Source organism: Shinella sp. SUS2, from assembly GCF_001262505.1.
GTDB lineage: Bacteria > Pseudomonadota > Alphaproteobacteria > Rhizobiales > Rhizobiaceae > Shinella.
Genome location: NZ_KQ410726.1, coordinates 135,173 through 157,810, shown reverse-complemented (window position 1 = coordinate 157,810; position 22,638 = coordinate 135,173). Strand labels below are relative to the sequence as shown.

Sequence of the window (22,638 nt, the reverse complement as noted above, 5' to 3'; positions counted from 1 at the left end):
CTACGAACGCCTCACCAGCCTGTTGATGAAATCCAGCTTCTGCACGACCGGTGGCGGCAGGACGAAGGGGTAGCTGTCGGGCTGGCCCATCGAACGCTGGATGGCGTTCATGGCGACGCTGAGCGGGATCCAGGCTTCGACGAGGCGACCGGCATCGGGGGCACGGTAGGGATCGAAGGTGACCTCGGCCTCCAGCTCCTCGTGGCCCTTCGGATCGGTGTTGAGGCCGAAGGCGCGGGCGGTTTCCAGCGTATCGACGATGTGGAAGAAATGTGCCCAGCACTCGGCGAAATCCTCCGCCGGGTGGCAGCTGGCATAGGCGCTGATGAAATGTTGCGGCCAGTCGGCGGGCGGCCCCTGTTCGTAGTTGCGCCGGAGGGCGGCGGCGTAGTCCGCGCGCTCGTCGCCGAAGAGGCGGCGGGCCTCTTCCAGCGTCGCCTCCTCGCGGATGAGCCGGGTCCAGTAGAAGTGGCCGATCTCATGGCGGAAATGGCCAAGCAGCGTGCGGTAAGGTTCGTCCATCGACACGCGCACGCCCTCGCGCACCTCATCGTCGGCCTCGGCCGCGCGCAGACTGACGAGGCCGTCCTCGTGACCGGTCATGGCGGCCTGGACGACATTGCCGCCGGCATCCAGCTCGTCGGCCAGAAAATCGAAGACGAGGCCGCCGGCAGGGTCGTCCTCGCGCGTCGGGTGCGGCAGCTTCCAGCGCAGGATGGAATAGAAGAGATGGCGCTGGGCTGCGCCGATACGCCGCCAGCGCTCCAGCCCCTTCGGGTCCGTGGTGGGCACGATGCGGTTGTGGCGGCAGGCCTCGCAGAAGGCGTGCGCGCTGTCGGCCGGCAGCAACCAGTTGCAGACATCCTGCGCGGCGTTGTCGCAGAAGCGGTAGACGCCCTCGCCCGGCGCGATCTTCCAGAACCCCTCGCCCTCCGGCACCAGGGCATGCAATGTCATGTCCTCGGCAAGAAACCCGAGCGTGGAGCCGCAACGCACGCAGACGCGGTTGTCGAAATAGGTGGTCTGGCCGCATGTCGCGCAGGTGAAAAGTTTCATGATGCCTCGATCCGGCGATGGCCCTTCGACAAAATACCCGCATCGGCCGTTGGCGATACGGGTATTTAGGCTTTGCGGTGGCGGGATGACGCGGCGCGCCGTCCCGCAAGTCGTCGGTCAGAGGCGATCGACGGCGCCCTTGACTGCATCCTTGGCCTTGCCGACCGCTTTCTGGGTCTTGCCCTTGGCTTCCTGGACGGCGCCTTCAACGCGCAGTTTCGGGCTGCCTGCGGCCTGCTTTGCCTTGCCGGCCAACTCGTTGGCCGTGCCTTTAATCTTGTCGCTCGTGCTACCCACCATCGTACTCCTTGTTAGAGGCGCAATTGTTGACGCGCTCCATAAACGGCAGGCGTTGCGACAGGTTCCGGCAGCATTGGAGAAAATTTGCCGCGCCGCTCAGGCGTGGCCGGCCTCGGCGGAGAGCATGGCGGGCGAGATGCCCATCAGGGCGAGCGCCCGCTCGTATTTGCTGTCAAGATTGGTGTCGAAGATCAGCTCCTCCTGGGCCGGGCAGGACAGCCAGCCATTGGCGCCGATCTCGTTTTCGATCTGGCCTGCGCCCCAGCCGGCATAGCCGAGCATCATCAGGCCCTTCTCCGGCCCGCGGCCGCGGGAAATGGCACGCACGATATCCAGCGTCGCCGTGAGGCAGATGTCGTCGCTGACGGGAATGGAGGATTCGGACATGTAGTCGTCCGAATGCAGCACGAAACCGCGCCCGCTCTCCACCGGCCCGCCGCAGCGGATGGGAAAATCCAGCGTCGCGCCGGGCAGGCGGATCACCTCGTCCTCGCCGAGCAGGTCGAGATGCAGCAGCACATCGGAGAAGTTCAGCTGCTGCGGGCGGTTGATGACGAAGCCCATGGCGCCATCGTCCGAATGGGCGCAGATATAGACGACGGTGCGGGTAAAATTGGCGTCGGCCATGCCCGGCATGGCGATCAGGAACTGACCGTCAAGGAAGCCGCGTTCTCGCCTGTTTTTCAGAACCGACATAGCCATAATGGATGTAGCCTACCAATTCGCCATCAAATGAAAAGCGTTCTTTTCGCCGGCGCGGAACGCCAGCCCTGCAAGAAAGGTATGGTGTCCCGGCAGGCGATCAAGCTTTTATGATCGGTCCGTGCATTTTTGTTGCTGGAAAGCATTCCGCCGCAGCGCTAGATGTTGACCCATGAAACGCCTGCAAACTGCTGCAATCGCGCTGCTTTTCCTGTCCTCCGCCGCCTCGGCGGCAACCTCGCCCTGGGTGGAGACGCCGGGCGGCGACGTGCGCCTCGTGGTGCTTCCGGCGGAAACCGACGGTTCGGCGCGCGCCATGCTGGACATCCGCCTGCATGACGGCTGGAAGACCTACTGGCGCGACCCCGGCGGCAGCGGCATTCCGCCGTCCATCACCGTCTCCGGCGCAACGCTGACCTCGATCGGCTTTCCTGCGCCGCGCCGGCTCGGCGACGAGGCGAACCACTATATCGGCTATGACGCGCCGGTGCGCCTGCCGATGAAGCTCGCTACGGCGGCACGCGGCACTGTCACCGCCACGGTTTTCCTCGGCGTGTGCAAGGATATCTGTATCCCCGTGCAGGCCGAGCTGACAGTCGAGCCGGGCGGCGACGGCTTCACCAACCCGCTGGAGGAGACGGCGATCGCCGCCGCCGAGGCGACCCTTCCCGGGATGGCGGGCGACGGCTTCCGGCCACTCGACGGCCAATGGTCGGCGGACGGCAAGACGATTTCCGTGCGTTTCGAGGCACCGGCGGACGCGGCACCCGCGGATGTCTTCCTCTCGGGCGCCCCGTTCGAATTCGGCGCGGCCGGCCCCGTGCGGCGGGACGGCAATGCCTTCGTCGCCGACATTCCGGTGCTGCACCGGCCGAAGGTGTTCGACCTTGCGAAGAACCCGATCCAGCTGACGCTCCGCTCCGGCGAGAAGACGATGGAAGCCCCGCTCGCCGTCGAGTGAACCCGCGGCGTTTCGGGCGGAAAACCGCTTCGCACTTTTGCCGGCGCTGCTTATAGTGCCGCCGGCAGGCCCCTTCCGGCCTTCGCCATTCCCTATCAGACAGGAGAGAAGCCGTGACCATTTCCGTTGGAGACAAGCTGCCCGAGCTCAAGATCAAGGAGCGCACGCCGGACGGTCCCGCCGACATCTCGACCGCAGACCTTTTCGCGGGCAAGCGCGTCGTGCTCTTTGCCGTGCCGGGTGCCTTCACGCCGACCTGCTCGCTGAACCATCTTCCGGGCTATCTCGAAAACCGCGACGCGATCCTCGCCAAGGGCGTGGACGACATCGCCGTCGTCGCAGTCAACGACCACCATGTGATGGGCGCCTGGGCGACCTCCACGGGCGGCGCCGGCAAGCTGCGCTTCCTCGCCGACTGGGATGCCGGCTTCACCAAAGCGCTCGGCATGGACATCGATCTCTCCGCCGGCACGCTCGGCGTGCGCTCCAAGCGCTATTCCATGCTGGTCGAGGACGGCGTGGTGAAGGCGCTGAACATCGAGGAAAGCCCCGGCCAGGCGACCGTTTCCGGCGCGGCGGCGATGATCGAGCAGCTTTGAGATCAAAGGGGGCTAGGCCCCTCATCCGGCTACCGCCCCTTCTCCCCGCGCGCGGGGAGAAGGTCCCGGCAGGGGAATGAGCGGCAATCAGCCTGAGCGCCCTACCCCTTCTTGAACGGCGCCATGCCCTTGCGGGCGAGCTCGTCGGCACGTTCGTTTTCCGGGTGGCCGGCATGGCCCTTGACCCAGTGCCATTCCACCTTGTGGCGCAGGCGTTCGGCATCCAGCGCCTGCCAGAGGTCGCCGTTCTTCACGGGCTTCTTGTCGGCGGTCTTCCAGCCGTTCTTCTTCCAACCGAAGATCCATTTCGAAATGCCGTCCATGACGTATTTCGAATCCGTGTAGAGATCGACCTCGCAGGGCGTCTTGAGCGCGGCAAGCGCACTCATCGCCGCCGTCAGCTCCATGCGGTTGTTGGTGGTCTCGGCCTCGCCGCCGCACAGGTCCTTCTCGACCGTACCGTAACGCAGCACTGCGCCCCAGCCGCCGGGGCCGGGATTGCCCGAGCAGGCGCCATCCGTGAAAATATCGACATGCTTCATCGCGACAGACCGTATTCCGCAGGGTTTTGGATCTGGCGGTGGAAGCGCAGCTTGCGCAGATATTCCAGCGGATCCTTCTTGACGACAAGCGCGCCGGGCGGCGTCATCAGCCAGTCGTAGAGCCGCGTCAGGAAGAAGCGCAGCGCCGAGCCGCGCGCCAGCAGCGGCAGGGCCGCGGCCTCCTCCTGCGAAAGCGGGCGCACGCTTTCGTAGCCTTCAAGCAGCGCCATGCCCTTGGTCAGGTTGAACGCACCGTCCTTCTCGAAGCACCACGCGTTGAGGCAGATGGAGACGTCGTAGGCGAGCAGGTCGTTGCAGGCGAAATAGAAATCGATGAGACCCGACAGGGCGTCGCCGATGAAGAACACATTGTCCTGGAAGAGATCGGCATGGATGACGCCCGACGGCAGGCCCTTCGGCCAGTTCGTCTCCAGGAAGGCGAGTTCGCCGGCGATCTCATCCTGCAGGCCGGTCTCCACCTCGTCGGCGCGGTCCGCCGACTTTTCCCACAGTGGCCGCCAGCCACCGACGGAGAGCGCGTTGGCGCGGGTGATGTCGAACCCTTCGCCGGCCAGATGCATTTCGGCCAGCGCGCGGCCGACCTCGCGGCAATGTTTCGCCGCAGGCTTGCGCAGCCACATGCCCTCGAGGAAGGAGATCATCGCGGCAGGGCGGCCCGAAAGCTCGCCAAGCAGCGCGCCGTCGTTGCGCGGCAGTGGCAGCGGGCAGGAAAGACCCCGCTCGGCCAGGTGATGCATCAGACCGAGGAAGAACGGCAGGTCGTTTCGGTCGACGCGCTTCTCGTAGAGCGTCAGGATGAAGGCGCCTGCCGTCGTGTGCAGCAGGAAATTGGAATTCTCCACGCCCTCGGCAATGCCCTTGTAGGACAGCAGCGTGCCCGCGTCATAGGCAGTGAGGAAGCGGGCGAGATCGTCTTCGGTGATATCGGTATAAACGGCCACGGCGGGTCTCAGGCTTGCGGGGTGGTAGGATCGACGGGACGGGATGGCATGGACGGCCGCCCCTCACCTGCCTGCCGGCATCCTCTCCCCGCAAGCGGGGCGAGGAGCGATGGGCGCACCGCTCTGCTCCTTCGCCCCGCTTGCGGGGAGAAGGTCCCGGCAGGGGGATGAGGGGCAATAGACGGCAGGGCCTGCAAGATTTTATTCCCCATTGACGAAGGCCATGTCGGCGGAGGTGAGTTCGATGGTGCGAAGCTCGCGGTTGACGAGGAAGTGCTCGTTTTCCTCGACCGTGTCGGCAAGCTCCACGACGGCGTTGTAGCGCGCGCGGAAAGCCTCGATGATCTCGTTGACGATGACCTCGGGCGCCGATGCGCCGGCCGAGAGACCGACGGTCCTGATATCGCCGATGGTTTCCCAGTCGATCTCGGCGGCGCGCTGCACGAGCACGGATTTCGTCGCCCCGGCCCGCAGCGCCACTTCGACGAGGCGCTTGGAATTGGAGGAGTTCGGCGCGCCGACGACGAGGAAGAGATCGCAGCCCGGCGCCGCCTGCTTGACCGCTTCCTGCCGGTTGGTGGTGGCGTAGCAGATGGAATCGGCGGCCGGGGCCGTCAGGTTCGGGAAGCGCTCGTGCAGGCGCTTGATGACGCCGGCCGTGTCGTCCACCGAGAGCGTCGTCTGGGTGACGAAGCCGAGATTGTTTTCGTCCGGCGGAACGTATCTGTCCGCGTCCTCGACGGTCTCGACCAGCGAGACGGAGCCTTCCGGCAGCTGGCCCATGGTGCCGATCACCTCGGGATGCCCGGCATGGCCGATCAGAACGACGTGGCGGCCAAGGCGCTGGTGGCGCATCGCCTGCTTGTGGACCTTGGAGACGAGCGGGCAGGTCGCATCGAGATAGAAGAGATTGCGCGCCTCGGCATCGGCGGGCACGGATTTCGGCACGCCATGGGCGGAAAAGACGACAGGCTGCTGGCGGTGCTCTTCCGGGATCTCGTCGAGCTCTTCGACGAAGATCGCGCCCTTGGCCTCCAGCCCCTCGACGACATAGCGGTTGTGCACGATCTCGTGGCGCACATAGACCGGCGCACCATAGGCCTTCAGCGCCAGCACGACGATCTGGATGGCGCGATCGACGCCGGCGCAGAAGCCGCGCGGGCCACACAGCCTGATGGTCAAGTCCGGTCGGGTATCAATCATGCTTCACTGTATCCGGCAATGGTCGGGGCCTTGCGCCCCATATAGGCCGGCAAGCGCCGCCGCGCCAAGAAAAAACAACTTGATCGCCCGCATTCAGGCCCCTGGACGAGCGGTCCTCCGCCGCAGCACGGCAAAGAGGCCGACGCCGACCAGTGCGGCCGCCAGGCCATACCAGGTGACGGCATATTGCAGATGGTTGTTGGGCAGGTCGAACTGGGTAACGGCGCCGATCGGCAGCCCCTTGGGGTTCGGCGCATCCCCGGCATCGACGAAGAAAGGCACGAGCCTGTCTGCGGGAATACCGGTCGTCGCCGCCATCGCGTCGAGGTCCTTCCAGTAGAAGATGTTCTTCGACAGGTCGTTGTCTGGCACGATGGAGGACGGTTTTTCGGCAAGGCGGGCACGGGCAAGACCGGTCACGCTCTGCAGGCCAGTGAGCTGGCCCTGCTTGCGCATTTCCGGCTCCTTCGCCTCGAAGGGTGTAAAGCCCCGGTTGACGAAGAGGAAGCGCCCGTCGGCCAGCTGGAGCGGCGTATAGACGTGATAGCCGGTCTGGCCGCGCCAGGTGGCAAAGAAGTGCCGCTCCTTGTTGTTGGCGAAAACGCCCGAGACAGTCACGGGGCTGTATTCGATATCCTCGCCCCGCGCCGCCATCACCTCGATATCGGCCAACGACACCGGCGCGGCGTTGCGGCGCGCCGCCATGTCGGAAAGAAGCTGCTCCTTCCAGTAGAGGCGCTGCAGCTGCCAGGTGCCGAGCGACAGGAGGATGGCGAGAGCGACGACGAAGGCGGTTCCCATGAGGATCGCCACGCCCCTGCTCTTTCGCGGCATCGCGCCGGCCGGGACCTCAGCCACGGTCGATCTCGCCCGGCCGGGCATTGTTGCGGTATTGCAGCGTGATCAGCAGGCCCTTGAGCACGCGCGTCAGCCCGAGGCCGAGAATGATGACGAGCGGGATCCACAGAAGGAAATGCACCCAGAGCGGCGGATTGACGTTGACCTCCATCCACAGCGCTGCACCGACGACGATGAAGCCGACGATGAGCAGCACGAAGACGACCGGGCCATCGCCCGAATCGGCGAAGGAATAGTCGAGCCCGCAGCTTGTGCAGGACGGCTTCACCTTGAGCAGGCCGTCGAACAGCTTGCCCTGGCCACAGCGTGGGCAACAGCCACGCAGCCCGGTGCTGAAAGGGTCGACGGGGGGATAAAGTGCCTTGTCCTCGTCCATGCTCGTATCCGTATGTTCACGCCCGGGTGGGCTGCCGCGGGCTCTTGCTTCAGGCGGCAAGGCCCATCACCTGCCTGCCGGCATCCTCTCCCCGCAGGGGGATGAGGGGCCAAAGCGGCGCATATGCTCCTATACCGTCCTGCCCGCCGCCCGTCCAACCGAAAGGCCGCGACAAAGGGGCCCGAAACGGGAAACGGCCGCATCGCTGCGGCCGTTTCGACAAATCGAGCAAGGCTCGCTTACATGTGCGCGATCGGCGCGCCCCAGCCACCCCAGATGTAGATGGAGAAGAACAGGAAGAGCCAGACGACGTCGACGAAGTGCCAGTACCAGGCGGCCGCCTCGAAGCCGAAATGCTGCTTCGGAGTGAAGTCGCCGCGCATGGCGCGGATGAGGCAGACGATCAGGAAGATCGTGCCGACCAGAACGTGGAAGCCGTGGAAACCGGTCGCCATGAAGAAGGTCGCGCCGTAGATGGATTCCTTGAAGGCGAACGGTGCGTGGGCATACTCATAGCCCTGGACGAAGGAGAACAGCACGCCGAGGACGACCGTCAGGGCGAGGCCGTTGATGAGGCCCTTGCGGTCGTTGTGCAGCAGCGCATGGTGCGCCCAGGTCACGCAGGTGCCCGAAAGCAGCAGGATGACGGTGTTGTAGAGCGGCAGGTGCCAGGGGTCGAGAACCTCGATGCCCTTCGGCGGCCAGACGCCACCGGTGTGCTCGACGCGCGCGGCCTGGATGGCTTCGGCCGGGAAAAGGCTGGCATCGAAGAAGGCCCAGAACCAGGCGACGAAGAACATCACCTCGGAGGCGATGAACATGATCATGCCGTAGCGCAGGTGCAGCGAGACGACGCGGGTATGGTGGCCCTCATGCGCTTCCTTCACCGTGTCCGCCCACCAGGCGTACATGGTGTAGAGCGTGATCAGCAGGCCGATGTAGAAGATCCACGGATTGGCCAGGTTCAGGCCGAACAGGTGGAAGGTACCGCCCGACAGGTAGCGCATGTAGCCGATGCCGCCGAGCGCCAGGACGAAGGCGCCGATGGAGGCAAGCAGCGGCCACGGGCTGGGGTCGATGATGTGGTAGTCGTGTTTCTTCTGATGCGCATCGGCCATCTGACTTATCCCCAATGTATCGCGTTCCGTTCCCGGCATAGCCGGAAACGCTTGGTATTCAAAGCTTGTTCGCGTCGTCCGCCTTCACCTCCGCAGCCGAAGCCACCGGCTTCGACGCCTCATGCGGATAGAAGGTATAGGACAGCGTGAGCGTGTGGATGCCCTTCGTCTCGACCGGCTCGACGATCGCGGGATCGACGAAGAAGACGACGGGCATGATCAGTTCCTCGCCGGGCTTCAGCGTCGTTTCGGTGAAGCAGAAGCACTGGACCTTGTTGAAATAGGCGCCGGCCGCCTGCGGCGTGACGTTGAACGTCGCCTGGCCGGTCGTCGGTGTGGAGGCGAGATTGCGCGCCTTGTACATGATCTGCACGGTCTCGCCGATCTTCAGCTCGACCTCGCGCTGCACCGGCTCGAAGCTCCAGGCAAGGCCCGGGCCGACATTGGCGTCGAAGCGCACCTTGATCGTCTTGTCGAGGATGATGTCGGAGGCCTGCTCGACGCGCTGCGTCGTGCCGCCGTACCCCGTCACCTTGCAGAACATCTCGTAGAGCGGCACGGCCGCATAGGCCATGCCGACCATACCGATGACGAAGGAGCAGCATATGGCGACGATCGTGCCATTTCCCATCCTGCTCTTTTCGGTCTTTTGCATCTCGCTCATCGTCAGCCCGCCATTCCGCCGGAGAACTTCACGAGCGTGACGATGTAGAACAGCACGACGAGGCCCAGAAGCACCGCGCCGAGCGCGATGTTGCGGCCGCGGCGCGCCTTCTTCTGATTTTCCGTGAGATTTACCGTTTCCATTACAGCACCCATCCGAATGACGCGATCATGTGGTCGACCATCAGGCCGGAGAAGACCGCGAACAGATAGACGATGGAGAAGGCGAAGAGCTTCTTGGCCGGCACCATCGCGACGTCGCCCTCCGGCATGCGCAACACGCCGACAGAGTACCACACGAAGCCGAGGCCGAGGGCTGCGGCAAAGAGACCGTAGCCGAGGCTGGCGAACCCGAGAAGGGTCGGCACGACGGCGATCACGGCGGTCAGCACCGCATAGATGAGGATCTGCACCTTGGTGGTCCGCTCACCGGCGACATTCGGCAGCATCGGCACGCCGACGGCGCCGTAGTCGCGCATCTTGAACAGAGCGAGCGCCCAGAAATGCGCCGGGGTCCACAGGAAGGTGATGAGGAAGAGCACGACGCTCTCGATGGAAACGCCGCCGGTGACGCAGGCCCAGCCGATCATCGGCGGAAAGGCGCCGGCCGCGCCACCGATGACGATGTTCTGCGGCGTCGAGCGCTTGAGCCACATCGTGTAGATGACGGCGTAGAAGAAGATGGTGAAGGCAAGCAGACCGGCCGAAAGCCAGTTGACCGCAAGGCCGAGGATCGCGACCGAGAAGGCGGAGAGCGTCAGGCCGAAGGCGAGCGCTTCTTCCGGGCGGATGCGGCCGGAGGGAATGGGACGCTTGGCGGTGCGGGTCATGACCGCATCGATGTCGGCGTCGTACCACATGTTGAGGGCGCCGGATGCTCCCGCGCCCACGGCGATACAGAGGATCGCGATGGCGGCGATGAACGGGTTGATCTCGCCCGGAGCAAGAATGAGGCCGGCGAAGGCCGTGAAGACGACGAGCGACATGACCCGCGGCTTCAGGAGCTCGAAGAAATCACGCGGCGACGCTTCGGAGAGGTAGACCTCGCCGCCGCCCGGAACCGTTTCGTGATGCTCGATGACCGCCATGTTCTTTCCGTCGCGTTCGGCCGATTCATTCGGCCTTTTCTACTGGCGGAGCCGCCGTTTCCGGCGGCTCCGATCTCAAGGGTCTTACTTGACCTTCGGAAGCTGTTCCCACTGGTGGAACGGCGGCGGCGAAGAGAGCTGCCATTCCAGCGTGTTCGCACCTTCACCCCACGGGTTGTCGCCGGCGACGCGCTTCTTGGCGAAGGCTTCAAAGACGCCGAAGAGGAAGATCAGGACGGCGAAGGCCGAGATGTACGAACCGTAGGACGACACCGCGTTCCAGCCGGCAAAGGCGTCCGGGTAATCGATGTAGCGGCGCGGCATACCGGCAAGGCCGAGGAAGTGCTGCGGGAAGAAGATCAGGTTCACGCCGACGAACATAACCCAGAAGTGCAGCTTGCCGAGGAATTCCGAGTACATGTAGCCGGTCATCTTCGGGAACCAGTAGTACCAGGCAGCGAAGATCGCGAAGACGGCGCCGAGCGACAGAACGTAGTGGAAGTGGGCGACCACGTAGTAGGTGTCGTGCATGGCGCGGTCGAGGCCGGCATTGGCGAGCTGAACGCCCGTAACGCCGCCGACGGTGAACAGGAAGATGAAGCCGATCGCCCAGATCATCGGCGTCGTGAAGCGGATCGAACCACCCCACATCGTCGCGATCCACGAGAAGATCTTCACGCCCGTCGGAACCGCGATGACCATCGTGGCGAAGACGAAGTAGCGCTGGGTCTGGAGCGACATGCCGACCGTGTACATGTGGTGCGCCCACACGATGAAGCCGACGGCGCCGATCGCGACCATGGCGTAGGCCATGCCGAGGTAACCGAAGATCGGCTTGCGCGAGAAGGTCGAGACGATGTGGCTGACGATGCCGAAACCGGGCAGGATCAGGATGTACACTTCCGGGTGACCGAAGAACCAGAACAGGTGCTGGAAGAGGATCGGGTCACCACCGTTTTCCGGCGCGAAGAAGGCTGTGCCGAAGTTGCGGTCCGTCAGCAGCATGGTGATGCCGCCTGCCAGAACCGGCAGCGAGAGCAAGAGCAGGAAGGCGGTGATCAGCACCGACCAGGCGAAGAGCGGCATCTTGTGCAGCGTCATGCCCGGAGCGCGCATGTTGAGGATCGTCGTGATGAAGTTGATCGCGCCGAGGATCGAGGAGGCGCCGGCGATGTGCAGGCCGAGGATCACGAAGTCCATGGCAGGACCCGGCTGACCCGACGTCGAGAACGGCGGATAGATCGTCCAGCCGCCGCCCGCGCCGTAGCCGCCCGCCGGGCCTTCGACGAACATCGAGAGCAGGACGAGCAGGAAGGCCGGAATGATCAGCCAGAACGAGATGTTGTTCATGCGCGGGAAGGCCATATCCGGCGCGCCGATCATGATCGGCACCATCCAGTTGGCAAAACCGCCGATGAGCGCGGGCATAACCATGAAGAAGATCATGATGAGCGCATGCGCCGTCGTGAAGACGTTGAACATGTGCTTGCCGCCGTCGATGGCAGCATCGCCCTCGAAACCGTAGACCATCGAGGCAAGACCGTGGAAGATCTGGATGCCCGGCTCCTGCAGCTCCATGCGCATCACCACCGACAGCGTGCCGCCGATGATGCCCGCACAGATCGCGAAGATCAGGTAGAGGGTGCCGATGTCCTTGTGGTTGGTCGACAGGAACCAACGCTGGAAGAATGTGAGCGGCTTGTGTTCGTGGTGATCGTGGTGATCGCCGTGGGCAGCGGATGTTCCGGCCATGGTCTCTCTCCCTTGGAATTACTGCGCGGCGTTTGCGGCAACGTTGACGGACTTTGCCGCACCGTCGACCGACGCCATCAGGGCTTTGTTTGCATCGCCGAGGTTCGTCGCGGCGGCTGCGAGCCACGTATCGTACTTCTCCTGCGAGACGACGCGGATGGCGATCGGCATGAACGCGTGGTCCTTGCCGCACAGCTCGGAACACTGGCCGTAGAACAGGCCTTCACGGTCGGCCTTGAACCAGGTTTCGTTGAGGCGGCCCGGGACGGCATCGATCTTCACGCCGAAGGAGGGCATCGCGAAGGCGTGGATCACGTCGGCAGCGGTGACGAGGAGACGGACATGCTTGCCGACGGGGACGACGACTTCGTTGTCGACAGCCAGAAGGCGCGGATAGACGCCCCTGTCTTCCTTGCCGGCAGCAGCGCGATCGCCGTCCTGCAGCAGGATGCTGTCGAAGGAGAGCGGGCTCTCGCCGACCTGATACTCATAACCCCAGTACCACTGGTAACCGGTGGCCTTGATCGTCAGCTCCGGCTCTTCCGTCGGGGCGAGCTGCCTGGTCAGAAGCTGGAAGGACGGAACGGCGAGGAACAGGAGAACGATGACCGGGCCGAGCGTCCAGACGACTTCGATCGCCGTGTTGTGGCTGGTCTTGGACGGAACCGGGTTCTTGCTCTCGCGGAACTTCACGACGACGACGATGAGCAGGACGAGAACGAACAGGGTGATCGGGACGATGAACCACAGAGTGTACTGCTCGAACCAGCGGATCTCTTCCATGATCGAGGTCGCGGCGGGCTGAAGGCCCTTCTGCCAGTCGAACGGCTGATCAGCGAAGGCGGTCGAAGCAAAGAGCAGACAGCCGATCGCGGCCAGAACTGCAAAAGCTTTGTTTTTCACAACGTATCTCCCCAAGGCGTTTGATCGGGATCAAACAGACGCGCAGAATCCCTGCTATACTGAGTGCTTAAAACCACAGTTTCATGCTCGCCGCAACAGCCATGGGGGACACCCCGTGCGGCATTTTTGCGCAAAAGCAAAAGCATGGGCCCGCTCCCCACAGTTTCTTCATAATTCCCTATAGCATGAAAGGTTTGGCCGCGGCGATCCTGCGCAAAGCCCCCTTGCTTCCCCTCATCCACCGCCCGCACCGGCGGTTCGGCCCCGGGCAAGGCCCCTATTATAATGAGTGGAGAACCGGTCCAATTTCCGCCTTCAATCAATTGGAAATGAGCGCCCGGGGCTTTTCATTTCACCCCTGCCCCTTCAAAGATAGCCCGACTGATTCGAGATTCCGAGGTTTTCATGGGTTTTGCTCCCCTTTCCCGGCTGTCCCGCACGGCACTTGGCCTTGCCGCGCTCGGGTTCGGCGCTCTCGCGCTTCCTTCCCTTTCGGCAGCCCAGCAGCCCGGCACGGTGAAGTCGAACCACGGCGCCTGGTCGATCGTCTGCGACCAGCCGGCCGGCGCCTCCGGCGAACAGTGCGCGCTGATGCAGAACGTGCTCGCCGAGGACCGGCCCGAGCTCGGCCTGTCCGTCGTCGTGCTGAAGACCGCCGACCGCAAGGCGAAGATCCTTCGCGTGCTCGCGCCGCTCGGCGTGCTCCTGCCGAACGGGCTCGGCCTCAATGTCGACGGCAAGGATATCGGCCGCGCCTATTTCGTGCGTTGCTTCTCGGACGGCTGCTATGCCGAGGTCGTGCTCGAGGACGAACTCCTGAAGACCTTCCGCTCCGGCGCGACGGCAACCTTCATCGTCTTCCAGTCGCCCGAGGAAGGCATCGGCATTCCCGTCGATCTCAAGGGTTTCGGCGAAGGCTACGACGCACTGCCGTAAGCCCCGCCCCCGGGCGGGCTTGCCGCCCGCCTTCCGGGGACTTACATGAGGCCCCAAGTCCAATGCTTGCGGAGCCTCCCATGAACACCGACCTTCTCTCCCTCTTCGATGCCGACGAGGCGTCCGTACAGGCGGTGCTCAAGGAGACGTTGAAGAACGCCGACGACGGCGAGCTCTTCCTCGAACACGCCCAGGCCGAATCCCTTTCCTTCGACAATGGCCGCCTCAAGGGCGGCAGCTTCAACACCGACCAGGGTTTCGGCCTCCGCGCCGTTGCCGGCGAAGCCGTCGGCTATGCGCATTCCGGCGAGATGACCCTGTCGGCGCTGAAGCGCGCGGCCGACGCTGCAGGCGCCGTCACGCGCGGCTTTTCCGGCGACTACGCCGCCGCCCCGCAGGGCACAAACCGGCAGCTCTATACGCCGGACAACCCGATCGGCACACCAAGCTTCGAGCAGAAGGTCGCCCTCCTAACCGAGATCGACGCGTATCTCCGCGCCAAGGATCCCAAGGTGCGGCAGGTGACCGCCTCGATCGCCGCAAGCTGGCAGGTCGTCAACATCCTGCGCGCCGACGGGCACCGCGTTACCGACATCCGCCCGATGACGCGCGTCAACATCTCCGTCGTCGCCGGTGAAGGCGACCGGCAGGAGACCGGCAGCTACGGCGTCGGCGGTCGCACCACCTTCGACGCATTCCTCACCGAGGAAAGCTGGCGTTTCGGCGCCGACGAGGCGCTGCGGCAGGCGCTGGTCAATCTCGAGGCCGTCGAGGCACCGGCCGGGACGATGGACATCGTGCTCTCCTCCGGCTGGCCGGGCGTCATGCTGCATGAAGCGGTCGGCCACGGGCTGGAAGGCGACTTCAACCGCAAGAAGACGTCGGCCTTCGCCGGTCTGCTCGGCGAGCAGGTCGCGGCCAAGGGCGTCACCGTCGTCGACGACGGCACGATCGACGACCGCCGCGGCTCGATCACGGTCGACGACGAGGGCACGCCGTCCGCCTACAATGTGCTGATCGAGGACGGCAAGCTGGTCGGCTACATGCAGGACCGGCAGAACGCTCGCCTGATGGGCATGAAGGCGACCGGCAACGGCCGCCGGCAAGGTTATGCCTATCGCCCCATGCCGCGCATGACCAACACCTACATGCTCTCCGGCGACAGGACGCCGGAGGAAATCATCGCCTCGGTGAAGAACGGCCTCTACGCCGTCTCCTTCGGCGGCGGACAGGTGGACATCACCTCGGGCAAGTTCGTCTTCGGCTGCACCGAGGCCTACCTCATCGAGAACGGCAAGGTGACGGCCCCCGTCAAGGGCGCCATGCTGATCGGCAACGGGCCGGACGCCATGCGCCGCGTCTCGATGGTCGGCAACGACACGAAGCTCGACACCGGTATCGGCAATTGCGGCAAGGCCGGCCAATGGGTCCCGGTCGGCGTCGGCCAGCCGCATCTGCGCATGGACCAGGTGACGGTCGGCGGCACCAAGGCCTGATCCCGAAATCGCTCTACCGAGCCTCGACTTCAAGAACCAGAGACCGCAAAGCGCAGCAACAGCCATTCCCGGAAGGCGCGCGCTTCCGGGGAGAGGCGCTTGAAGTCACGGGCGACGAGCCAGTAGGCGCCATAGTGAATGGATATGTCGAAGAGCTGCACAAGGCGCCCTTCGGCGATGTCCTCGGCCGCGAAGGCGCGGTCGACCAGCGCGACGCCGTGGCCGCGCAGCGCCGCCTGCAAGACGAGATTGCCTTCGGTAAAGATCTGCGCGCGCCCGGGCGGCACATCCGCCAGGCCGGCGGCGGCAAACCAGCGCTGCCAGGCGCTGCGGTTCTCCTCGTGCAGCAGCGTGTAGGCGAGGATGTCGGCCGGCGTGCGCAGCGGCGCCCCCTCCTCCATCAGGCAGGGCATGACGACGGGCACCAGCTCCACATCCGCCAGGTGCTCGGCTGCAACGCGCGGCCAGGCTCTGGCGTCCATGCCATGCCGGATGGCGATTTCCGGCTCGTGCGCGCGAAACTCGATGAGCCGCATGTCGGATTCGACCACGACGTCGATCTCGGGATGGTCGGCGTGGAAATCGTCGAGATGCGGCACGAGCCAGCTCGCCGCGAAGGAGGGTTCGGAGCTGATCTCCAGCAGCCCGCCGCCACGCCGGCCGCGAATCTCCGACAGGCTTGCATCCATCGCATCGAAGGCGCGCGACAGGACGTCGAGCAGCGCTTCGCCGGCGGAGGTGAGGCGGACGCTGCGGTGACGGCGCTCGAAGAGCGGTTTGCCAAGCTCGGCCTCCAGCTCCTTGACCTGCCGGCTGACGGCGGCCTGCGAGACGAGCAGCTCCTCGGCCGCCAGCGTGAAGCTGCCAAGCCGGCCCGCCGCCTCGAAACTCCTGAGCGCCGTGAGCGGCAGCCGTCCGCGTTTCATCGCATAACCTCAAGTCATCCGAAATCGACGATAAACTCGTTTGAGCAAAAAGGGCAAGCAGGCGGACAATCCGTGCAGACAGAAAACACGGAGAACCACGATGTTCGACCCCATCACGCGCATCTTCATGGATGTGATCCGCATCCTCACCTTCCAGGCCGGGCGGCCGGCGCCGCCGCGCCACAGGAAAGCCGTTGTTAACCACTCGGATACCGACCGGGTGCGATAACGGCCGCGAGAGACGAAAAGGGACGACGAAGACGACATGCCGATTCGCAGCGTCATGCGACAGGGGCTGAGGCGCGCCGTGATCACCGGCGGGCTGGAGTTCGCGCATCTGGCCGAGCGCGTCGGGCTGATGGCGTCCGCGCGCGGCATGGGTGCGATCTTCACGCTGCATCATGTGCGGCCGAAGACGCCGCAGACCTTCGATCCGAATGCGCATCTGGAGATCACGCCGGACTTTCTCGACGCGGCGATCGAACACCTGGCGGAAGAAGGCTACCAGTTCGTGGCGCTGGCCGACATGCCGGCACGACTGGCCATCGCACGCGGTGGCGAGCGTTTCGCAGCCTTCACATTGGACGACGGCTATCGCAACAATGCGGTTCATGCCCAGCCGGTCTTCACACGGCACAAGGTGCCCTTCACCGTCTTCGTCTCGCCGGGCTTTGCCTGCAAGACGCACGGCATCTGGTGGGAGACGCTGACGGAGCTTTTGCGCGTCGCCCCGCATCTGGAGTTCGATTTCGGCTCCGGCGCGATCGCCCTGCCGCTCGCAACCCTCTTCCAGAAGCAGACCGCCTATGTCCGGCTCGCCCATTTCATCCAGGCGGAGATGGATGAGGCTACGGCAATCGAGCGGCTCGATGCCGCCGCAAGGGCCCACGGCATCGATCCTCTGATGATCACCGAACGGCTCGTCATGCGCGAGCCGGAGCTGAAAAGCCTCGTCGTCAACCCCCTCGCCTCGATCGGCGCGCATACCGTAAGCCACCGGGCTCTCGCCCGCCTTGGCGACGCGGAAGCACGCCAGGAGATGGAGCAGTCGGCCGAGCGCATCGCCGCCATCATCGGCCACCGGCCGGACACGCTCGCCTATCCCTATGGCGGCCGCGCCTCCGTCTCGCCCCGCGAGCATCGACTTGCCAGGGACCTCGGCTTCCGCGTCGCCGTCACGACGGATCCGGGCACGATCTCGGCCCGCTCCTTCGACGCGCCGACGACGCTCCCGCGCATCTCGCTGAACGGGCACTACCAGAAAGCCAAATATGTCGGGGCACTGGCTTCAGGCATTCCCTTCCGGCTGATGCGGCGCTGAGCTTGGGCATGCGCCTTCTCCGTGATATGCTGGCGCACACTCGGAGACCGTTCCATGCTAGCCCTGCGCCTGCCTGCCGATATCGAAAAGCGCCTTGAAGAGCTTGCCCGGAAAACCGGGCGCAGCCCGAGCGAACACGCACTCGAGGCCATCGTCGAGCATCTGGACGACCTAGAAGATCTCCACCTTGCCGAGCAGCGGCTTGCCGAACTGAAAAAGGGGCAGGCAGGCACCATCTCTCTTGCCGAGATGATGAAGGCCCATGGCGTGGAAAATTGAATTTCACCCCGGCGCGGACAAGGAGCTCGAAAAACTCGGCACCGCGGCCGCCCGGCGTATCCTCCGCTTCCTCAGTGATCGCATCGCCCCGCTCGAGGATCCTCGTGCGATCGGGCAGGCGCTGAAAGGATCCGAACTCGGCGCCTTCTGGAAGTACCGCGTCGGCGACTATCGCATCATTGCGCGGATCGAGGATTCGGTCGTCACGATCTTCATCATTCGCATCGGCGACCGGAAATCCGTCTACCGCTGACCATTCACGGATACATCCTGACCTTCGTCCAGCCGGCACCGTCCGCCGTGCGGCGGAATTCCATGCGGTCGTGCAGGCGGAAGGGGCGGTCGTGCCAGAACTCGATCGAGACGGGCTTGATGCGGAAGCCGGACCAGTGCGGCGGGCGGGGAATCTCGCCGATGGCGTAGCGGGCCGTGTATTCGGCAACCGCCTTCTCCAGCGCGAAACGGCCTTCCAGCGGGCGCGACTGCTTCGATGCCCAGGCGCCGATGCGGCTGCCCCGTGGGCGCGAGGCGTAGTATTCGTCCGCCTCGGCATCGGTGACGATCTCCACCTCGCCGCGGATGCGCACCTGACGGCGCAGCGACTTCCAGTGGAAGCACATGGCGGCCTTCAGCGCGCCAAGGATTTCCACACCCTTCTGGCTCTCGAAATTCGTATAGAAGACGAAGCCGCGTGCATCGAACCCCTTGAGCAGGACCATGCGCACATTCGGCAGGCCCGCCTCGTCGACGGTGGCGAGCGCCACCGCGTTCGGGTCGTTCGGCTCGGTCTTCGCCGCCTCCTCCAGCCATGTGCCGAAGAGGGCGTAGGGTTCGTTTTCCTCGGTGAAGTCACCGCTTGTTAACGCATTTTCGCTCATATTCGATTCAATGCCGATCTATTAACTGCATGAGGCAGGTTGGAGTGGACGTCATAGCAAAGTCGCGCGCGCAGACAAAGCCATACAGGGCACATTGCCTTGCGGTTGTTGTCGTGACCCTGTGCGGCGCCTCTCTCTCCGGCTGCATGGGCGGTCTCGACATCTTCGACGGCAGCAAGGTCGATACCCTGCGCACCAGTTCCGTGCCCTCGGGCACCGAACGCCTGACCGACGAGATCACCGTGCGCAACGCCGTCTCCTCCGCCGATCTTGCCCGCACCGGCGGCAGCGCCATTCCGTGGGCGAACTCCGCCTCGGGCAGCGCCGGCGTCATCAGCAGCATTGCGGAAAATCGCGACACGACCGGGCGGCCGTGCCGCGACTTCGTAACGACACGCCATTCCTACCAGGGCATCGCCAACTATTCCGGCCGCACCTGCCTTGGCAATTCCGGCGAATGGCTGCTGCTCGCCTTTGATCTGCAAGGTTGAGGACACGCGATCTTTGCACTTTTTCAACTCTGGCCCGTAACCAGTGATTAGGACGTTCATCGCTATCATGGCCGGCAAAACGGCAACGGGTGGAAGTTATGCGTGACCCCTATTCGGTGCTCGGCGTGAAGCGAAACGCCGGGCAGGAGGAAATCAAGGCAGCCTGGCGCTCGCTGGCGAAGGCCGTGCATCCCGACCAGAACCATGACGACCCCAATGCCACAGTGCGCTTCACGGAGGCCGGCCGCGCCTACGACATCCTGCGCGACCCCGACAAACGCAGCCGCTACGACCGCCAGCAGCGCGAGGCCGAACTGCGCCGCATGGAGCAGATGCGCCGCCAGCAGGCCGAGCGCAAGGCAAGGAGCGAAGCGCCGCCGCGCGTGTCGAACGAGGATGCCGAGGACATGATCGCCCGCATCTTCGGCGTCGATTCGCGCGGACAGCCGGCAGAAGCAAAAGTCCAGGGGCAAGCGCAGCCCCAGCCGCGCGCCCAGCAGCAGGCACAGGCCGCCGGCGCCGCCGCACAGGACGCCCGCAAGGCGGCCGACGAGCCTGAGATCGAAGAGGCGCCGCAGGGCCGCGGCGTCGCCCCGGCAAGCAGCCTCATCTCCGCCATCATCCGCCGCATCCGCGGAAGCCGCGTCAAGGTGGAGACGGCACCGGACTTCGTTGCCGACGTCACCGTCAGCGTCGAGGACATCCTCAACAAGGTGCGCCCGACAATCGAGACCCCGGACGGGCAGACGCTGCGCGTGCCTGTCGGCGCCGGATCGACGGATGGCCAGGTGATCCGCCTCAAGGAGGCCGGTTACCGCATCGAGAACCTGAAGCGCGGCGATGCCGTCATCACCTTGCGCGTTGCCCCCGGTCGCTTCCGGGTCGATGGTTTCGACCTGAAGGTCGATCTGCCGGTGACGATCGAGAATGCCGTGCTCGGCTGCGAGACGACCATCGACGGCCCGCTCGGACCGCTGCCGGTAACGGTTCCGGCCTGGTCGGGCTCCGACCACCAGATCCGTATTCCCGGCGAAGGTCTGCTCATGGAAAACGGCGAACGGGGCGATCTCGTCGCCGAAATCCGCCTTCTCCTGTGGGAAAAACCGGATGACAAGATGATCGACCTGATGCGCAGCCTGCGCGAAGGGCTTTATCTTTGAGCCCTTTGTGACGCTTTCATAAAACATGCACCCATTGTTACGAGTGCTAACAGTTCCTGAACCCTCCCGCGCTTGAACCCCAATGCCGCCTATGCCATAGGCAAATCTGACTTAAGTATCAGGGGGCAAACCATGGTTCAGGCATCTGGTCTGATGAAGGGCAAGCGCGGCGTCATCATGGGCGTCGCCAACAACCGTTCCATCGCCTGGGGCATCGCCAAGGCTATCCACGCACAGGGCGGCGAGATTGCCCTGACCTATCAGGGCGATGCGCTGAAGAAGCGTGTGGAGCCGCTGGCCGTCGAAATCGGCGCCGTGCTGGCCGGCGATTGCGACGTTTCCGACGAGGCATCGATCGACGCCGTCTTCGAGAATATCGAGAAGACCTGGGGCAAGATCGACTTCCTCGTGCATGCGATCGGCTTTTCCGACAAGGACGAGCTGACCGGCCGCTACGTGGACACCACACCGGCGAATTTCGCCAAGACCATGCAGATCTCGGTCTATTCCTTCACGTCGGTCGCCCGTCGCGCGGAAAAGCTGATGACCGACGGCGGCTCGATGCTGACGCTGACCTATTACGGCGCAGAGAAGGTCATGCCGAACTACAACGTCATGGGCGTCGCCAAGGCCGCGCTCGAGGCGAGCGTGAAGTATCTCGCCGTCGACCTCGGCCCGAAGAACATCCGCGTCAACGCGATTTCCGCCGGCCCGATCAAGACGCTCGCAGCCTCCGGCATCGGTGACTTCCGCTATATTCTCAAGTGGAACGAGTACAATGCGCCGCTGCGCCGGACCGTCACGATCGAAGAAGTCGGCGATGTCGGCCTCTACATGCTGTCCGACCTGTCGCGCTCGGTAACCGGCGAAACCCATCATGCGGACAGTGGCTACCACGTCGTCGGCATGAAGGCCGTCGACGCGCCCGACATCTCCGTCATCAAGGACTGATACGAACGTCCGCCCCGGGGTTTTCGCCTTGCTCATCTACATGATCCGTCACGGCCAGACCGCGTGGAATGCAGAGGGCAGGCTGCAGGGGCAGAAGGACATTCCGCTGAACGAGACCGGCCGCCGCCAGGCGGCCGGCAACGGCGCCGCCCTCAAAGGCATTCTCGGCGCCGCGGCCGCCGATTTCGATTTCGTCGCAAGCCCGCTGGGCCGCACGCGCGAGACGATGGAAATCCTGCGCCGCGCCATGGGGCTCGATCCCCTCGCCTACCGCACCGACGACCGTCTCGTCGAATTGTCCTTCGGCGACTGGGAAGGCCATACCCTGCCCGAGCTGATGGCCGAAGCGCCGGCACGGGTCGAAGAACGCAGCCACGCGAAATGGAACTTCATTCCGCCCGGCGATGCGGCGGAAAGCTACGAGATTCTCTCCTGGCGCATCGCGTCCTGGCTTGCCGATGTCCGTGGTCCGACCGTCTGCGTCAGCCATGGCGGTGTTTTCCGCGCGGCCTTCCGGCTGAACGGCATGGACGAGGAAGAAGCGGCCAACACGCCGATCCACCAGGATCGCCTGCTGCGCATCGATGCGACGGGCATGCACTGGCTCTAAGGGACAAGAGCCCGCCTGGAAAAGCCGGACGGCCGTGGCGGAATGAAAGGCAAAGCCTTACTGGATGATTTCGAGATCGTTGATGACGCGCTTGCCGTCGACTTCGGTGTAGAACACCAGCACCTTCACGCCCGGTTCCAGCCCTTCGAAATTGAACTCTTCCGGCGCCTGGTACTTCTTGCCGTCATCGAGCGAGAGGCTGAGGTTCGTCGTGTCGACATTCGTGATCACGGCCTCCACGTCGGCGCTTTCGGCAGAAGCTGCGAGCGGCGAAAGGAAAACGGCCGTGGCCATCAGCGCGGCGATCAGAAAGCGCATCTTGCGAACCCCTGGGAATGAATCAGTCTTTTTGCTGGCCATGTCAGATGCCCCCCAAATATGGCGAAATTCGCCCGCCCCCGCGTGCGCTGGTGAAATGGATGGCCGGAAAGATCATACGAAGCAAGGCAGGCTGCCCGCTCATCCCCGGAATTGTCGGACAAGGGCGGCGGAGGGCCCGGAAAGCGG

The 22,638-nt window shown here is 64.4% G+C and carries 29 protein-coding genes; 12 read left to right on the top strand and 17 right to left on the bottom strand.

The window, feature by feature from the left end; translation table 11 throughout:
* The 3 genes from AKG11_RS07675 to AKG11_RS07665 all read right to left on the bottom strand — a co-directional run bounded on the left by AKG11_RS07675 (nucleotide 1) and on the right by AKG11_RS07665 (nucleotide 2,058).
* On the bottom strand, nucleotides 1-1,056 hold the full coding sequence (locus tag AKG11_RS07675) for a zinc-binding metallopeptidase family protein (RefSeq protein WP_050743468.1): 1,056 nt from the start codon (nucleotides 1,054-1,056) through the stop codon (nucleotides 1-3).
* A 117-nt stretch (nucleotides 1,057-1,173) separates the two neighbouring features.
* Nucleotides 1,174-1,353, bottom strand: a complete 180-nt coding sequence (locus tag AKG11_RS07670; protein ID WP_050743586.1) for a CsbD family protein — start codon at nucleotides 1,351-1,353, stop codon at nucleotides 1,174-1,176.
* A 99-nt stretch (nucleotides 1,354-1,452) separates the two neighbouring features.
* Entirely contained in the window at nucleotides 1,453-2,058 is a 606-nt protein-coding gene (locus AKG11_RS07665; protein ID WP_023512601.1) for a YqgE/AlgH family protein, read from the bottom strand.
* 172 nt (nucleotides 2,059-2,230) lie between these two features.
* Between AKG11_RS07665 and AKG11_RS07660 the strand changes: the two genes are divergently transcribed.
* Nucleotides 2,231-3,019 carry a protein-disulfide reductase DsbD domain-containing protein gene (locus AKG11_RS07660; protein WP_050743467.1) on the top strand — a complete coding sequence of 263 codons (789 nt, stop codon included), beginning with the start codon at nucleotides 2,231-2,233 and terminating at the stop codon, nucleotides 3,017-3,019.
* 113 nt (nucleotides 3,020-3,132) lie between these two features.
* Complete coding sequence (locus AKG11_RS07655) at nucleotides 3,133-3,618, top strand: peroxiredoxin (RefSeq protein ID WP_023512603.1); 486 nt, start codon at nucleotides 3,133-3,135, stop codon at nucleotides 3,616-3,618.
* 101 nt (nucleotides 3,619-3,719) lie between these two features.
* Here AKG11_RS07655 and rnhA read toward each other — a convergent pair whose 3' ends face one another.
* The 11 genes from rnhA to coxB all read right to left on the bottom strand — a co-directional run bounded on the left by rnhA (nucleotide 3,720) and on the right by coxB (nucleotide 13,083).
* On the bottom strand, nucleotides 3,720-4,160 hold the full coding sequence (gene rnhA, locus AKG11_RS07650) for a ribonuclease HI (RefSeq protein WP_023512604.1): 441 nt from the start codon (nucleotides 4,158-4,160) through the stop codon (nucleotides 3,720-3,722).
* Nucleotides 4,157-5,122, bottom strand: a complete 966-nt coding sequence (locus AKG11_RS07645; RefSeq protein WP_023512605.1) for a homoserine kinase — start codon at nucleotides 5,120-5,122, stop codon at nucleotides 4,157-4,159. The genes rnhA and AKG11_RS07645 overlap by 4 nt, the downstream gene beginning before the upstream one ends.
* Nucleotides 5,123-5,323: 201 nt before the next feature.
* Entirely contained in the window at nucleotides 5,324-6,325 is a 1,002-nt protein-coding gene (ispH, locus tag AKG11_RS07640) for a 4-hydroxy-3-methylbut-2-enyl diphosphate reductase (protein WP_023514564.1), read from the bottom strand.
* A gap of 93 nt (nucleotides 6,326-6,418) precedes the next feature.
* The gene (locus tag AKG11_RS07635; protein ID WP_082342366.1) at nucleotides 6,419-7,207 is read right to left on the bottom strand and encodes an SURF1 family protein; all 789 of its coding nucleotides are present in this window, start codon (nucleotides 7,205-7,207) and stop codon (nucleotides 6,419-6,421) included.
* A complete protein-coding gene (locus AKG11_RS07630) occupies nucleotides 7,176-7,559 on the bottom strand; it encodes a DUF983 domain-containing protein (RefSeq protein ID WP_050743466.1) in 384 nt (127 codons plus the stop codon). Before AKG11_RS07630 ends, AKG11_RS07635 begins: the two co-directional genes overlap by 32 nt.
* A gap of 239 nt (nucleotides 7,560-7,798) precedes the next feature.
* A complete protein-coding gene (locus tag AKG11_RS07625) occupies nucleotides 7,799-8,677 on the bottom strand; it encodes a cytochrome c oxidase subunit 3 (RefSeq protein WP_050743465.1) in 879 nt (292 codons plus the stop codon).
* 58 nt (nucleotides 8,678-8,735) lie between these two features.
* The gene (locus AKG11_RS07620; RefSeq protein ID WP_050743464.1) at nucleotides 8,736-9,341 is read right to left on the bottom strand and encodes a cytochrome c oxidase assembly protein; all 606 of its coding nucleotides are present in this window, start codon (nucleotides 9,339-9,341) and stop codon (nucleotides 8,736-8,738) included.
* A 2-nt stretch (nucleotides 9,342-9,343) separates the two neighbouring features.
* Nucleotides 9,344-9,484: a hypothetical protein gene (locus tag AKG11_RS34470; protein WP_023512272.1), complete on the bottom strand. Its 141-nt coding sequence runs from the start codon at nucleotides 9,482-9,484 to the stop codon at nucleotides 9,344-9,346.
* Nucleotides 9,484-10,428, bottom strand: coding sequence for a heme o synthase (locus tag AKG11_RS07610; protein WP_023512271.1), 945 nt, complete (start codon nucleotides 10,426-10,428; stop codon nucleotides 9,484-9,486). The genes AKG11_RS34470 and AKG11_RS07610 overlap by 1 nt, the downstream gene beginning before the upstream one ends.
* An 84-nt stretch (nucleotides 10,429-10,512) precedes the next feature.
* Nucleotides 10,513-12,180: a cytochrome c oxidase subunit I gene (gene ctaD, locus AKG11_RS07605; protein WP_023512270.1), complete on the bottom strand. Its 1,668-nt coding sequence runs from the start codon at nucleotides 12,178-12,180 to the stop codon at nucleotides 10,513-10,515.
* 18 nt (nucleotides 12,181-12,198) lie between these two features.
* Nucleotides 12,199-13,083, bottom strand: coding sequence for a cytochrome c oxidase subunit II (gene coxB / locus AKG11_RS07600; protein ID WP_023512269.1), 885 nt, complete (start codon nucleotides 13,081-13,083; stop codon nucleotides 12,199-12,201).
* 405 nt (nucleotides 13,084-13,488) lie between these two features.
* On the opposite strand from coxB, the gene AKG11_RS07595 reads away from it, so the two are divergent.
* A complete protein-coding gene (locus AKG11_RS07595) occupies nucleotides 13,489-14,019 on the top strand; it encodes an invasion associated locus B family protein (RefSeq protein WP_023512268.1) in 531 nt (176 codons plus the stop codon).
* 80 nt (nucleotides 14,020-14,099) lie between these two features.
* Complete coding sequence (gene tldD, locus AKG11_RS07590) at nucleotides 14,100-15,515, top strand: metalloprotease TldD (RefSeq protein ID WP_050743463.1); 1,416 nt, start codon at nucleotides 14,100-14,102, stop codon at nucleotides 15,513-15,515.
* A gap of 29 nt (nucleotides 15,516-15,544) precedes the next feature.
* On the opposite strand, the gene AKG11_RS07585 is transcribed toward tldD, so the two are convergent.
* Nucleotides 15,545-16,441 carry a LysR substrate-binding domain-containing protein gene (locus tag AKG11_RS07585; protein WP_050743462.1) on the bottom strand — a complete coding sequence of 299 codons (897 nt, stop codon included), beginning with the start codon at nucleotides 16,439-16,441 and terminating at the stop codon, nucleotides 15,545-15,547.
* 100 nt (nucleotides 16,442-16,541) lie between these two features.
* On the opposite strand from AKG11_RS07585, the gene AKG11_RS35685 reads away from it, so the two are divergent.
* The 4 genes from AKG11_RS35685 to AKG11_RS07570 are packed head-to-tail and all read left to right on the top strand — an operon-like array spanning nucleotide 16,542 to nucleotide 18,294.
* Nucleotides 16,542-16,670, top strand: a complete 129-nt coding sequence (locus tag AKG11_RS35685) for a hypothetical protein (RefSeq protein WP_023512265.1) — start codon at nucleotides 16,542-16,544, stop codon at nucleotides 16,668-16,670.
* 36 nt (nucleotides 16,671-16,706) lie between these two features.
* Complete coding sequence (locus AKG11_RS07580; protein WP_050743461.1) at nucleotides 16,707-17,762, top strand: polysaccharide deacetylase family protein; 1,056 nt, start codon at nucleotides 16,707-16,709, stop codon at nucleotides 17,760-17,762.
* 54 nt (nucleotides 17,763-17,816) lie between these two features.
* Nucleotides 17,817-18,041, top strand: coding sequence for a type II toxin-antitoxin system RelB family antitoxin (locus AKG11_RS07575; protein ID WP_023512263.1), 225 nt, complete (start codon nucleotides 17,817-17,819; stop codon nucleotides 18,039-18,041).
* A complete protein-coding gene (locus AKG11_RS07570; protein ID WP_023512262.1) occupies nucleotides 18,025-18,294 on the top strand; it encodes a type II toxin-antitoxin system RelE family toxin in 270 nt (89 codons plus the stop codon). The genes AKG11_RS07575 and AKG11_RS07570 overlap by 17 nt, the downstream gene beginning before the upstream one ends.
* A gap of 4 nt (nucleotides 18,295-18,298) precedes the next feature.
* On the opposite strand, the gene pdxH is transcribed toward AKG11_RS07570, so the two are convergent.
* Nucleotides 18,299-18,919 (bottom strand): pyridoxamine 5'-phosphate oxidase, encoded by a 621-nt coding sequence (gene pdxH / locus AKG11_RS07565; protein ID WP_023512261.1) that lies wholly within the window; start codon nucleotides 18,917-18,919, stop codon nucleotides 18,299-18,301.
* A gap of 44 nt (nucleotides 18,920-18,963) precedes the next feature.
* Here pdxH and AKG11_RS07560 point away from each other — a divergent pair, with 44 nt between their 5' ends.
* The 4 genes from AKG11_RS07560 (at nucleotide 18,964) to AKG11_RS07545 (ending at nucleotide 22,131) form a co-directional block, all read left to right on the top strand.
* A complete protein-coding gene (locus tag AKG11_RS07560) occupies nucleotides 18,964-19,410 on the top strand; it encodes an RT0821/Lpp0805 family surface protein (protein WP_023512260.1) in 447 nt (148 codons plus the stop codon).
* 98 nt (nucleotides 19,411-19,508) lie between these two features.
* On the top strand, nucleotides 19,509-20,570 hold the full coding sequence (locus AKG11_RS07555) for a DnaJ domain-containing protein (RefSeq protein WP_050743459.1): 1,062 nt from the start codon (nucleotides 19,509-19,511) through the stop codon (nucleotides 20,568-20,570).
* Between the two features lie 132 nt (nucleotides 20,571-20,702).
* Complete coding sequence (gene fabI, locus AKG11_RS07550; RefSeq protein ID WP_023511844.1) at nucleotides 20,703-21,521, top strand: enoyl-ACP reductase FabI; 819 nt, start codon at nucleotides 20,703-20,705, stop codon at nucleotides 21,519-21,521.
* Between the two features lie 28 nt (nucleotides 21,522-21,549).
* Nucleotides 21,550-22,131: a histidine phosphatase family protein gene (locus AKG11_RS07545; protein ID WP_050743458.1), complete on the top strand. Its 582-nt coding sequence runs from the start codon at nucleotides 21,550-21,552 to the stop codon at nucleotides 22,129-22,131.
* Between the two features lie 57 nt (nucleotides 22,132-22,188).
* On the opposite strand, the gene AKG11_RS07540 is transcribed toward AKG11_RS07545, so the two are convergent.
* Nucleotides 22,189-22,449 (bottom strand): DUF1344 domain-containing protein, encoded by a 261-nt coding sequence (locus AKG11_RS07540; RefSeq protein WP_023511842.1) that lies wholly within the window; start codon nucleotides 22,447-22,449, stop codon nucleotides 22,189-22,191.
* Nucleotides 22,450-22,638: the final 189 nt, after the last annotated feature.

Bases quoted from the DNA above. Each gene is read 5' to 3' on its own strand.
- AKG11_RS07595 (WP_023512268.1), top strand. From the start codon at position 13,489: ATGGGTTTTGCTCCCCTTTCCCGGCTGTCCCGCACGGCACTTGGCCTT.
- fabI (WP_023511844.1), top strand. From the start codon at position 20,703: ATGGTTCAGGCATCTGGTCTGATGAAGGGCAAGCGCGGCGTCATCATG.
- AKG11_RS07665 (WP_023512601.1), bottom strand. From the start codon at position 2,058: ATGGCTATGTCGGTTCTGAAAAACAGGCGAGAACGCGGCTTCCTTGAC.
- tldD (WP_050743463.1), top strand. From the start codon at position 14,100: ATGAACACCGACCTTCTCTCCCTCTTCGATGCCGACGAGGCGTCCGTA.
- AKG11_RS07635 (WP_082342366.1), bottom strand. From the start codon at position 7,207: ATGCCCGGCCGGGCGAGATCGACCGTGGCTGAGGTCCCGGCCGGCGCG.
- AKG11_RS07630 (WP_050743466.1), bottom strand. From the start codon at position 7,559: ATGGACGAGGACAAGGCACTTTATCCCCCCGTCGACCCTTTCAGCACC.
- rnhA (WP_023512604.1), bottom strand. From the start codon at position 4,160: ATGAAGCATGTCGATATTTTCACGGATGGCGCCTGCTCGGGCAATCCC.
- AKG11_RS07540 (WP_023511842.1), bottom strand. From the start codon at position 22,449: ATGCGCTTTCTGATCGCCGCGCTGATGGCCACGGCCGTTTTCCTTTCG.
- AKG11_RS34470 (WP_023512272.1), bottom strand. From the start codon at position 9,484: ATGGAAACGGTAAATCTCACGGAAAATCAGAAGAAGGCGCGCCGCGGC.
- AKG11_RS07585 (WP_050743462.1), bottom strand. From the start codon at position 16,441: ATGAAACGCGGACGGCTGCCGCTCACGGCGCTCAGGAGTTTCGAGGCG.
- pdxH (WP_023512261.1), bottom strand. From the start codon at position 18,919: ATGAGCGAAAATGCGTTAACAAGCGGTGACTTCACCGAGGAAAACGAA.
- AKG11_RS07660 (WP_050743467.1), top strand. From the start codon at position 2,231: ATGAAACGCCTGCAAACTGCTGCAATCGCGCTGCTTTTCCTGTCCTCC.
- AKG11_RS07610 (WP_023512271.1), bottom strand. From the start codon at position 10,428: ATGGCGGTCATCGAGCATCACGAAACGGTTCCGGGCGGCGGCGAGGTC.
- AKG11_RS07580 (WP_050743461.1), top strand. From the start codon at position 16,707: ATGCCGATTCGCAGCGTCATGCGACAGGGGCTGAGGCGCGCCGTGATC.
- AKG11_RS07555 (WP_050743459.1), top strand. From the start codon at position 19,509: ATGCGTGACCCCTATTCGGTGCTCGGCGTGAAGCGAAACGCCGGGCAG.
- AKG11_RS07620 (WP_050743464.1), bottom strand. From the start codon at position 9,341: ATGAGCGAGATGCAAAAGACCGAAAAGAGCAGGATGGGAAATGGCACG.
- ispH (WP_023514564.1), bottom strand. From the start codon at position 6,325: ATGATTGATACCCGACCGGACTTGACCATCAGGCTGTGTGGCCCGCGC.
- ctaD (WP_023512270.1), bottom strand. From the start codon at position 12,180: ATGGCCGGAACATCCGCTGCCCACGGCGATCACCACGATCACCACGAA.
- AKG11_RS07575 (WP_023512263.1), top strand. From the start codon at position 17,817: ATGCTAGCCCTGCGCCTGCCTGCCGATATCGAAAAGCGCCTTGAAGAG.
- AKG11_RS07675 (WP_050743468.1), bottom strand. From the start codon at position 1,056: ATGAAACTTTTCACCTGCGCGACATGCGGCCAGACCACCTATTTCGAC.
- AKG11_RS07570 (WP_023512262.1), top strand. From the start codon at position 18,025: ATGGCGTGGAAAATTGAATTTCACCCCGGCGCGGACAAGGAGCTCGAA.
- AKG11_RS35685 (WP_023512265.1), top strand. From the start codon at position 16,542: ATGTTCGACCCCATCACGCGCATCTTCATGGATGTGATCCGCATCCTC.
- AKG11_RS07625 (WP_050743465.1), bottom strand. From the start codon at position 8,677: ATGGCCGATGCGCATCAGAAGAAACACGACTACCACATCATCGACCCC.